This window comes from Pseudonocardia sp., assembly GCF_050250275.1.
Classification (GTDB): Bacteria; Actinomycetota; Actinomycetes; order Mycobacteriales; family Pseudonocardiaceae; genus Pseudonocardia.
Genome location: NZ_JBFWOY010000013.1, coordinates 137,805 through 147,929 on the forward strand (window position 1 = coordinate 137,805; position 10,125 = coordinate 147,929).

Consider the following 10,125-nt stretch of genomic DNA (forward strand, 5'->3'; position numbering starts at 1 on the left):
CCACCGGCGTCCCGCGGCGCCGGGTGGCACCGTCCAGGAAGGAGCCCGCCATGGGCGTTGAGCGCATGCTCTTCCCCCGGCCGACCGAGGAACGCATCTACGTCACCCGGGTACCGGTCGACGCGACCTGCCCGGAGTGCGGATCCACCTCGGTGGCCCGGTACCCGGTCGCCAACTACACCGGCCCACGCATGGTGACCAAGTGTCAGGACTGCTTCCACCATCTGGCTGTCGACGTCCCCGCCGACGACGACCACTGGCCGCCGTGGCGGCCCGCCACCTGGGGCTGGTCGGGCACACGCGCCGGCTGACGCTCCCCGCGGCAGGTGCCCCGACCGGACCCGGTCGGGGCGCCTCCCGGGCTGTCGTTCTGCCCTCCGACCGGATCTCTTGCAAAGGCGCCTGATGAGCACGTATGACTCGCTGGACCGCGCGGACGGCCGACAGTGAACCGCGCGGCAGCACTGGTCACCGGCGGCGCCGGTGACATCGGCCGCGAGGCGGCTCGCCAGTTGGCGGGCCACGGCCTGCACGTCGTGGTGGCCGACATCGACCGCAACGGTGCCCGAGAAACCGCTGCGCAGGTCGGTGGTACCTCGGTGCCCCTCGATGTCGGCGACCCGTACGCGTGGCGCTGCGTCGTGGACCACATCACCGGGCAGGGCCTCTCGCTGAGCGCCGCACTGTTCAATGCCGGCGTCGCGCTCGGCGAGGCCGACGTCGTCACCCTCGATCTCTCGTCCTATCGCCGCGCGTGGTCGGTCAACGTCGACGGGGTCGTGTTCGGGCTGCGTGCGCTCGTGCCGTTGCTGCAGTCGGCGCGCGGGCACGCCGTCGTGACCTCCTCGCTGGCCGGTCTCACCGCGGTCCCGTTCGATCCCGTGTATGCAATGACGAAGCACGCGATCATCGGTCTCGTCCGGGGGTACGCCCCGACGCTGCGTGATCGTGGAGTGGGTCTGCACGCCGTGTGCCCCGGGCTGGTCGACACCGCCATGCTCGGCGCCGCCCGCGAGGAGCTCGACCGCCTGGAGTTCCCGCTCGTCCGGGTCCCCGACGTCGCGGCGGCGCTCGTCGGTTGTGCGTTGGGCGCCGACCCCAGCGAGGTCGTGGTCGTGCAGCCCGGGCGCGCCCCGCTGCCCTACCAGTTCCCGGGGGTGCCCGGGGGCCGCACCGGCACGCCGATGCCGGCGCTGCCGTCGCTGCTGCCGATCGGCACGCACCGCAGCGGCTGAGCCGCCGTCCTCGCGGTTCTCGCTGTGCCCGTAACAAGGGGCCTCCGCCCCGGAAAGGCAGACTCCATGAGCACCCCACGCGACGCCGTCATCGTCGACGTGCTGCGCACCCCCGTCGGCAAGGGCAAGAAGGGGGGTGCACTCCACCACGTCCACCCGGTGGCGCTGCTCGCGGACGTGCTCACCGCCCTGGTCGAACGCAACGGGATCGACCCGGCCCTCGTCGACGACGTCATCGGCGGATGTGTGACCAAGTCCGGTGAGCAGGCCGTCAACCCGACCCGGTCCGCGGTCCTCGCGGCGGGTTTCCCGCTGACGGTGCCGGGCACCACTGTCGACCGCCAGTGCGGGTCCAGCCAGCAGGCGGTCTCCTTCGCCGCCCACGCCATCCGGGCGGGTGCGGCGGACGTCGTCATCGCCTGTGGCGTGGAGTCGATGTCGCGGGTGCCGATGCACTCCGACGCGCAGGGCGCCGACCATCTCGGTGAGCGCATCGCGCGTCGCTTCCCGGGCGGGCTCGTGGGACAGGGCATCTCCGCAGAGCTGATCTGCGCGCGCTGGCAGCTCGGGCGCGACGAGCTCGACGCCTACTCGGCGGCGTCGCACCAGCGGGCGGTCGCGGCCGCTGAGACGTTCACCAAGGACCTGGTCATGGTGACGGAGGCGCCGGAGCTGACCGTCGACGAGACCATCCGGGCGTCGACCACGGTCGAGGGCCTGGCCGGGCTGCGGCCGTCGTTCCGCAGCGACGCCGCGGCAGAACGGTTTCCCGAGATCGGCTGGAAGATCACCCCCGGCAACTCCTCGCCGCTGACCGACGGTGCAGCCGGTGTGCTGATGATGAGCACCGAGAAAGCGGAACAGCTCGGCCTGACGCCCAGGGCGCGGGTACACGAGACCGCCGTGGTCGGTGACGACCCGATCGTGATGCTCATGGGTGTCGTGCCCGCAACGCGGAAGGTACTCGAACGGGCCGGTCTGACCGTCGACGACATCGACCTGTTCGAGGTGAACGAGGCGTTCGCCTCGGTGCCACTGGCCTGGATGCAGGACATGAAGGTCGAGCACGACCGGCTCAACGTGCACGGCGGCGCCGTCGCCCTCGGGCACCCGCTCGGCGCGAGCGGCGCCCGGATCCTGACCACCCTCGTCGGCGCGCTCGAGCACCGCCGGGCCCGGTTCGGCCTGCAGACCATGTGCGAATGGGGCGGGATGGCGAACGCGACGATCATCGAGCGGATCTGAGGACACCCGAGATGGACGCCTACACCCTGCGCGACCTCCTGACCAAGGCCGTCACCGACGCCGGCGCCGGACCCGGCACGACGGCCCTGACCTTCGACGGCCGTGACATGACCTACGGCGAGCTGGACGCGCGTTCGACGGCGCTGGCCGCCGGGATGGCGGCGGCCGGCTTCCGCAAGGGCGACCGGGTCTCGGTGATCATGTACAACCGGCTCGAGTGGGTCGAGCTGTTCTTCGCACTGGCCAAGCTCGGCGGGGTGATCGTCCCGGTCAACTACCTGCTGGCACCTTCGGAGATGCAGTACATCATCGAGGACTCCGACTCCCGCTGGGTCGTGGTCGAGGACGCGCTCGCCCCCGCCGTCGCGCCGATCGTCGACCACCTCACCGGCCGGACGATCGTCGAGGTGGGGGAGCGCACCCGGCTCGGCACGGCCTACGAGGACCTCGTGGCCGAGCCCGGGACCGCCGCGGCCTTCTCCCTGCCCGACGTCCGTGCCGACGACCTGTTCCTGCTGCAGTACACCTCCGGCACCACGGGCTTCCCCAAGGGCGCCATGCACACCCACTCGACGGTGCTGTGGAACTCCTACCACCAGATCGTGGACTTCGACCTGCGCACCGACGACGTCTACTACGTCGTGCCGGCGCTGTGCTGGGCCGCCGGGTTCCACGACTGTGCCCTCGCGACGCTCTGGCGCGGTGGGCGAGTGGTACTCGGGCGCAGCACCGGGTTCGACGCGGGCGCTTTCCTCGAGCAGGTCGAGAGGCACGGCGTCACCAAGGTGCTGCTGGTGCCGACGGTGCTCAAGCGCGTGCTGGACCACCCCGGACTCGACAGGTACGACACGTCGACGCTGCGCATGGTGCTCTCGGGCGGGGAGCCGGTGCCGCCGTCGTCGCTGGAGGGCCTCAAGGCGAAGCTGCCCGCGTGCGACGTGCTGCAGGTGTACGGCATGAGCGAGTTCCCGACGCTGATGCTGCTCATGTCCGGCAAGGACGCCGCCACCCGGAGCGGGTCGACGGGCAAGGCGTGCTCGGCAGCCGTCATCAAGATCGTCGACGAGAACGACGTCGAGGTGCCCCCGAACACGGTCGGGCAGATCATCTGCCGCTCGCCCGCGAACATGATCGGCTACTACAACAAGCCGGACGCCACCGCGGAGGCCCTCGAAAACGGTTGGCTGCACACCGGCGACCTCGCGAGCTACGACGAGGACGGCTTCGTCCACATGGCGGGCCGGGCCAAGGACATGATCATCTCTGGTGGTCTCAACGTCTACCCGGCCGAGATCGAGCGCGTGCTCGCCGCGCATCCCGATGTGGTCGAGGCCGCCGTCGTCGGCGAACCCGACGAGAAGTGGGGGGAGGTCGGCGTCGCTCACGTCGTCGTCCGCGACGGGACGACGACCGATTCCGAGTCCGTTCGTGACTACCTGCGCGCCCATGTCGCCGGCTTCAAGGTGCCGCGCGTCTACCGCATCACCACCGAGCCGCTTCCGCGGACGACTTCGGGGAAGGTGCAGAAGCACCGGCTCGAGAAGGTGGGTCGCGATGTGTGAGGCCCGTGTGGGGCCGGGGCGCGCCGGCGCGTGAACGAGGTCGCGCGCCCCGCCACCGCGGGGAGCGCGACGTGTCGCGCCAGCGCCGTCCACTTCGCTGACGGTGCTGGCTTCTGGGGATACGAGGAGGAAATCCGTGACTGTTGGCCTGCCCGCCGACGAGTACGCCAAGCTGCGCGAGACGGTGTTCACCACGATCTGGAACGAGCTCGACCCGCTCGAGCACCAGATCGAGGACACCGAGACCATCCCACACGACATCGTCCTGCCCGCCCTGAAGGCCTGCGGTGCGTTCGGGCTGATCGTGCCCCGCGAGTACGGCGGGGCGGGGCTGTCGATCGCCCAGTACCTGCCGATCCTCGCCGAGTTCGCCAAGATCCAGGGTGGCATCCGGACCATCGTCCACGTCCACAACTCCTTCGCCCATGCGCTCTCGGAGATCGGCAACGACGAGCAGAAGCGCGCGATCCTCCCCGGTGCCGCCACCGGCGCGAAGTCGCTGGCCTTCGCCCTGACCGAACCGGGCAACGGCACCGGTATGGACCTGTCGACCCGGGCCCACCGCGACGGCGACCACTACGTTCTCAATGGCCGCAAGTGGCTCATCACGAACTCCGACATCGCATCGCACTTCCTCGTGCTGGCCAAGACCGCGCCCACCGAGGTCTCGGCGATCATCGTTCCCCGGGACGCCGCCGGGTTCACGATCGCGGCCCTGCCGGAGACGATGGGCTGCAAGGGCGCCGAGCACGGCGAGCTCACCTTCACCGACGTCCGGGTCCCCGCGGCGAACCTCGTGGGCGCTGAGGGTGACGGGATCGCCCATCTCGAACGGGCTCTCGAGATCAGCCGGGTGTTCATCGCGGCGTCCTCGCTGGGCACTGCCAGCCGCGCCCTGGAACTGTCCCTCGCGTTCGCCAAGGAGCGGGTGACCTTCGGCAAGCCCATCGCGCAGCGGCAGGCCATCCAGCGCTACCTCGCCGAGATGGCCGCTGACGTCTACGCGTTGCGCGGCATGCTCGCCGACGTGGCGGCGAAATGGGACCGCGACCAGCGAGTACCGGCCGAGTCGAGCCTGCTCAAACAGTTCGGCCTGGAGGCGGTCGGGCGGGTCACCGACCGGGCGCTGCTCGTCCACGGCGGGATCGGCTACACCCGCAAGTACCCCATCGAACGTCTCTACCGCGATGCCCGGCTGAACTGGCTCGAGGAGGGCCCTCCGACCGTGCAGTACCTCGTCGCAGCCCGCGAGCTGCTCGACGGGTTCCGGTTCGACGACGCCTTCGACAGCCCGGCTCCGTAGCTGCTCACCCGCAGGCGCACGCGCCGACGGCCGCCGACGCCACGGGTCGGCGGTCGTCGAGATGTCGCGCGAAGGTCCCGGGTCAGCCGCGTGGCGCACCTGTGCCTCGTCGGCCGGCTTCCCGGGCGCCGCGGGCGTAGCGGGTAGGGGCCGATCTCGGCAGCGTCGCGTTCGGGAGCCCCGAACTGTCGTGCCGTTGGGGATCCTGCAGACGAGCAGCGGGTGACGGCCGGCGCGCCACCACCCGCCGGGCGGCCGCAAGCTGGTTGGGTCCACCCTGCAGCGCGGCATCGCGCCGAAGATGCCGGTTCCGGCGTGGACGCCCCGGTCCTGGCAGCCGCGCCTGCGTATGTTGCGCGACGAGATCGTCGCCGATCCGGTCGCGGGCCACAGCCTCGCGGCCCTGGTTCACCGCGCGGGACCGAGCGTGCGGCACCTGAGCCGGCTGTTGCGCGAGAGCTGGGCTACAGCCGGCACGGTGGGGGGCGTGGTGTGCTTCAGCTGGGCGCGCTGTCCATCCCCAGATGCGCCACCATCGCGTCCCGGGCAGCGGCCAGATGGTTCTGCATCCGCATCTGCGCCTGCGCCGTGTCGTGGTGTCCGAGTGCCTCGAGCACCGCATCGTGCTCGGCGACGATTCGGTCCCGGCCGAGAATCAGCCGTGACTGGACCATGGACAGATGAATCTCGCCGCTCAGGCGCTCGTAGTGCGCGGCCAGACGGGGGCTGCCCACGGCGTCGACGAGTGCGCGGTGAAACCTCAGATCTGCATCGACGAAGGCACTGTGGGGGGCGGTGGCGGCGATCGAGCGGAGGTCGTCGACCGCTTGTGCGGCCGTCGTCAGGGGTGCGGCCCGATCCGCCACGAGGCGGACCGCCTCGAGTTCGAGCGGCATCCTCACGAGGAAGAGATCTTCGACGTCGGCAGCCGCCAGGCGCGGCACCCGGGCCGGTTGCTGGCGACCGGACCGGCGCAGGAGACCCTCCAGCTCGAGCTGCGTGATCGCGACCCGGGCGGTGGGGCGAGACACCCCGTACTCCGCGGCGATCTCGTTCTCCGACAGAGCGCGGTCCGGCTCCAGGTCGCCGTCGAGGATCTCCGCGCGCATGGTGGCGATCAATGAGGTGGTCACCGTCATCGCGTTGAGCCGGCTCACACACTCCTGCTTTCGTCGATGCTTCGCCATGGTCAGGCTAGCCGACACCTCGAGACAGCGAGCCGCGGTCGAGACTGCAACGAACGTTTGACGGTCCCAGTCATGTTGTCATACAACTAAGCAATGTCATGGAGCCGCGGCCCGCGTGCCGATGTCGGGACGAAGACCTCGTTGCAGCACCTGCACGAGGCCTTGCGCGGACACTGCATCGTCCACGACCGCCTCTCGGACCGACTGGCCCACGCTCACGACGCATCGCACTTCCGCCTCGTCCCTGCTGCCGTGGCACGCCCGCACGACGCGCAGGCCGTGGGCCGTCTCTTCGCTGCGGCCAAGACCGCCGGCCTTGCCCTGACCTTCCGTTCCGGCGGCACGAGCCTGTCCGGCCAGGCCGGGACGGCCGGCGTCCTCGTCGACACCCGAGCACGTTTCCGCACCATCGAGGTGCTCGACGGCGGGCTCCGGGTCCGGGTCGGGCCCGGTGCCACGGTTCGACAGGTCAACGCCAGACTGGCCGGATTCGGCCGCAAGCTCGGGCCCGATCCGGCGAGCGAGGTGGCCTGCACCGTGGGCGGGGTCGTCGCCAACAACTCCAGCGGGATGGCCTGCGGAACCGCCGCCAACAGCTACGCCACTCTCGAGTCGATGGTGATCGTCCTCCCGTCCGGCAGCGTCATCGACACCGGTACACCGGACGCGGACACCACTCTGCGCGCACTCGAACCCGAGTTGTATGCGGGACTCGGCCGGCTTCGTGATCGTGTCCGCGGTTCCCGCGAGCTGCGGAACAGCATCACGCGACAGTTCTCCATGAAGAACACGATGGGCTATGGCATCAACGCCCTGGTCGACTTCGCCACGCCGGCCGACATCCTGGCCCATCTCGTTGTCGGCAGCGAAGGCACGCTCGCGTTCATCACGTCCGTCGTGTTGCGGACCGTCCCGGCACTGCCCTACGCCCGGACCGGGCTTCTGATCTTCGAGAACCTGTCTGCCGCCACCGGTGCGCTTCCCGATCTGGTCGACTCCGCGCCGACCTCGATCGAACTACTGGACGCAACCTCGCTGCGGGTCGGGCAGCGCGACTCCGCCGCGGGCGAGGTCCTGCGCAGCCTGGCCGTGAAGGACCATGCCGCGTTGCTCGTGGAGTATCAGGCCACGACCTGCCAGGAGGTCGACGAACTCGCCGCCGCTGCGCAGTCCGCCATCGAGAAGCTCCCGGTCACCGGGCCGCGCGACCTCAGTGCGGACGCAGCCGACCGTGCCGACATGTGGCACATCCGCAAGGGCCTCTACGCGATGGTCGCCGAGGCGCGGCCGAGCGGCACGACCGCTCTGCTGGAGGACGTCGTGGTCCCGGTGCCACGGCTGCTCGCCACCTGTCAGCGGCTCACGGCTCTGTTCGACCGCCACGGCTACTCCGATGCCGTCATATTCGGTCACGCCAAGGACGGCAACATCCACTTCATGCTCACGGAGCGTCTCGCCGGCGACAACGCGTCGTTGGGCCGGTTCCAGCGCTTCACCGACGACATGGTCGACCTCGTCCTCGATCAGGGAGGATCCCTCAAGGCCGAGCACGGCACCGGCCGGATGATGGCTCCGTTCGTCCGCCGCCAGTACGGCGACGAGCTCTACGCCGTCATGTGCGAGATCAAGCGACTCTGCGACCCCGACAACGTGCTGAACCCGGGCGTCGTGATCTCCGACGACCCGGAGGCACACCTGCGCGACCTCAAGACCACCCCCACGATCGAGCCCGAAGCCGACCGTTGCGTCGAGTGCGGATTCTGCGAACCCGTCTGCCCCAGCCGAGAATTGACCACCACACCGCGCCAGCGCATCGTCCTGCGCCGCGAGATCGAACGGGCGCACCTCGACGGCGACAGCGAGCTCGCCGGCCGGCTCGAGGCCGAGTACACCTATGACGCCGTCGAGACGTGCGCTGCGGACGGCATGTGCCAGACCGTCTGTCCTGTCACGATCAACACGGGCGATCTCGTGAAGCGACTCCGATCCGACCGGGCTGGTCACGCATCCGAGACGGCGTGGAAGGTCGCGGCGCGACACTGGGACATCGCGACCCGCGCGGCGTCAACGGCACTGACCGTCGCAGCCGCGCTGCCGACGCCGGCGGTCGAAGCGGTCAACCGTGTGGGCCGTGCCCTCGGCGGCCATGAGACCGTTCCACTGTGGTCCCCGGAGCTACCTGCGGGAGGATGCAGAACCGGTCTCCCGGCCGAGCACGATCGTGCTGCTCAGCCCGCCGATGCCGTCTTCTTCCCTTCCTGCACCGGGACGATGTTCGGTCCCGCCACCGCAGGCAGCCCGGGGGCCTCGGCGGCTTTCACCGCCCTGTGCGATCGCGCCGGGATCACCCTCCGACTTCCGCCCGCAGCCGGCGAACTCTGCTGCGGCACTCCATGGCGGTCCAAGGGTATGGCCCGCGGCTATGCCGAGATGTCGGCTCGGGTCCTCCCCGCACTCTGGGAGGCGAGCTCTCACGGAGCACTACCCGTCGTCACCGATGCGTCGTCGTGCACAGAAGGACTTCGGCAGATGGTGGACCACGGCGCCGAGCGCTTTCACTCGATCGACGTCATCGACGCGGTCGAGTTCTGCGCGACGCGACTGTTGCCGCGGCTGACCGTGACCGCGCCCGTGGCCGACCTCGCGCTCCATCCCACGTGCTCGGCCACGCGAATGGGTCTCGTCCCCGTGCTGCGCGCCATCGCCGATGCCGTCGCGACAACGGTTCGCGTTCCCGAGAGCTGGGGATGCTGCGGCTTCGCAGGCGACCGGGGACTCCTGCACCCGGAACTCACCGCGTCCGCGACACGAGAGCAGGCAGCCGAGATCAACGCTGACCCACACGAGGCCTACGCATCCTGCAACCGCACCTGTGAGCTCGGAATGACCCGTGCCACCGGGCAGCCCTACGTGCACGTTCTGGAAGTGCTCGAGCGCGCCACGCGCCCCGAGCGTCGATCGAACGAGCCTTCGCTGTCCGATCCGAGGCATGCGGTGCAGCCACTGCCGGCGCACGGCGGCGGAGCACGCTCATCTCGGCCCGGCGCCGACGGCCGAGGCGTCTGACCGGGCGGAGCAAACTCCGCGACACGGATCGCCCTCCGCGGGCCGGCATCGCCGCGGCGGACAGGGCGAACAGCCCGGGACCGGTCCACTCCGGGTCGAGCTGCACACCGGCGATCACCGCCGGGGCGATCGCGCTGAGCCGCCCCGTCACGAACGCCGGCCACCACCAGGGCCCCGGGCGTCAGCACCCAACGGCCCGGATTCGACCAGGTCCGCAGGTGGGCTGCGGTGTGCGCGTCGCTGAGACGAGCATTCGGACCGCACGCCTCACCTCGTGCACGAACTCCGGCCGCCCCCGACCGCACAACGCCCCCGGACCGGGTGGTCCGGGGGCGTTGTCCGCGGGGAAGGCTCAGTGGTGGCCGTAGCTGCTCGAGGAGTGGCTGTAGTCGTCGTTGCAGTGCTTGTAGCTCTGGTCGTGGCACGAGGACTTGTCGTCGTAGGACTTGTCGTCCCAGCAGTCGTCGTAGCGCTTGTCGTCCCAGCAGTGGGTGTACTTGTCGTCCCACTCGTTGTGGGTCTTGTAC

The 10,125-nt window shown here is 70.1% G+C and carries 7 protein-coding genes; 6 read left to right on the forward strand and 1 reads right to left on the reverse strand.

Annotated features, from left to right (window positions below):
* The first annotated feature begins 50 nt into the window (after positions 1-50).
* The 5 genes from AB7F12_RS14135 (at position 51) to AB7F12_RS14155 (ending at position 5,345) form a co-directional block, all read left to right on the forward strand.
* The gene (locus AB7F12_RS14135) at positions 51-311 is read left to right on the forward strand and encodes a hypothetical protein (RefSeq protein ID WP_428496804.1); all 261 of its coding nucleotides are present in this window, start codon (positions 51-53) and stop codon (positions 309-311) included.
* Positions 312-446: 135 nt separating this feature from the next.
* Positions 447-1,235: an SDR family oxidoreductase gene (locus AB7F12_RS14140; RefSeq protein ID WP_428496805.1), complete on the forward strand. Its 789-nt coding sequence runs from the start codon at positions 447-449 to the stop codon at positions 1,233-1,235.
* A gap of 66 nt (positions 1,236-1,301) precedes the next feature.
* On the forward strand, positions 1,302-2,480 hold the full coding sequence (locus tag AB7F12_RS14145) for a thiolase family protein (protein WP_428517040.1): 1,179 nt from the start codon (positions 1,302-1,304) through the stop codon (positions 2,478-2,480).
* An 11-nt stretch (positions 2,481-2,491) separates the two neighbouring features.
* The gene (locus AB7F12_RS14150) at positions 2,492-4,042 is read left to right on the forward strand and encodes an AMP-binding protein (protein ID WP_428517042.1); all 1,551 of its coding nucleotides are present in this window, start codon (positions 2,492-2,494) and stop codon (positions 4,040-4,042) included.
* Positions 4,043-4,178: 136 nt separating this feature from the next.
* Entirely contained in the window at positions 4,179-5,345 is a 1,167-nt protein-coding gene (locus AB7F12_RS14155) for an acyl-CoA dehydrogenase family protein (RefSeq protein WP_428500543.1), read from the forward strand.
* Positions 5,346-5,842: 497 nt separating this feature from the next.
* Here the strand turns inward: AB7F12_RS14155 and AB7F12_RS14160 are convergent, their stop codons facing one another.
* The gene (locus tag AB7F12_RS14160; protein WP_428500544.1) at positions 5,843-6,502 is read right to left on the reverse strand and encodes a GntR family transcriptional regulator; all 660 of its coding nucleotides are present in this window, start codon (positions 6,500-6,502) and stop codon (positions 5,843-5,845) included.
* A gap of 123 nt (positions 6,503-6,625) precedes the next feature.
* On the opposite strand from AB7F12_RS14160, the gene AB7F12_RS14165 reads away from it, so the two are divergent.
* Positions 6,626-9,598: an FAD-binding and (Fe-S)-binding domain-containing protein gene (locus AB7F12_RS14165; RefSeq protein WP_428517043.1), complete on the forward strand. Its 2,973-nt coding sequence runs from the start codon at positions 6,626-6,628 to the stop codon at positions 9,596-9,598.
* The last annotated feature ends 527 nt before the right edge of the window (positions 9,599-10,125 follow it).

Excerpts from the sequence above, each read along its gene's own strand:
- AB7F12_RS14135 (WP_428496804.1), top strand. The coding sequence starts at position 51 with ATGGGCGTTGAGCGCATGCTCTTCCCCCGGCCGACCGAGGAACGCATC.
- AB7F12_RS14165 (WP_428517043.1), top strand. The coding sequence starts at position 6,626 with ATGTCATGGAGCCGCGGCCCGCGTGCCGATGTCGGGACGAAGACCTCG.
- AB7F12_RS14150 (WP_428517042.1), top strand. The coding sequence starts at position 2,492 with ATGGACGCCTACACCCTGCGCGACCTCCTGACCAAGGCCGTCACCGAC.
- AB7F12_RS14145 (WP_428517040.1), top strand. The coding sequence starts at position 1,302 with ATGAGCACCCCACGCGACGCCGTCATCGTCGACGTGCTGCGCACCCCC.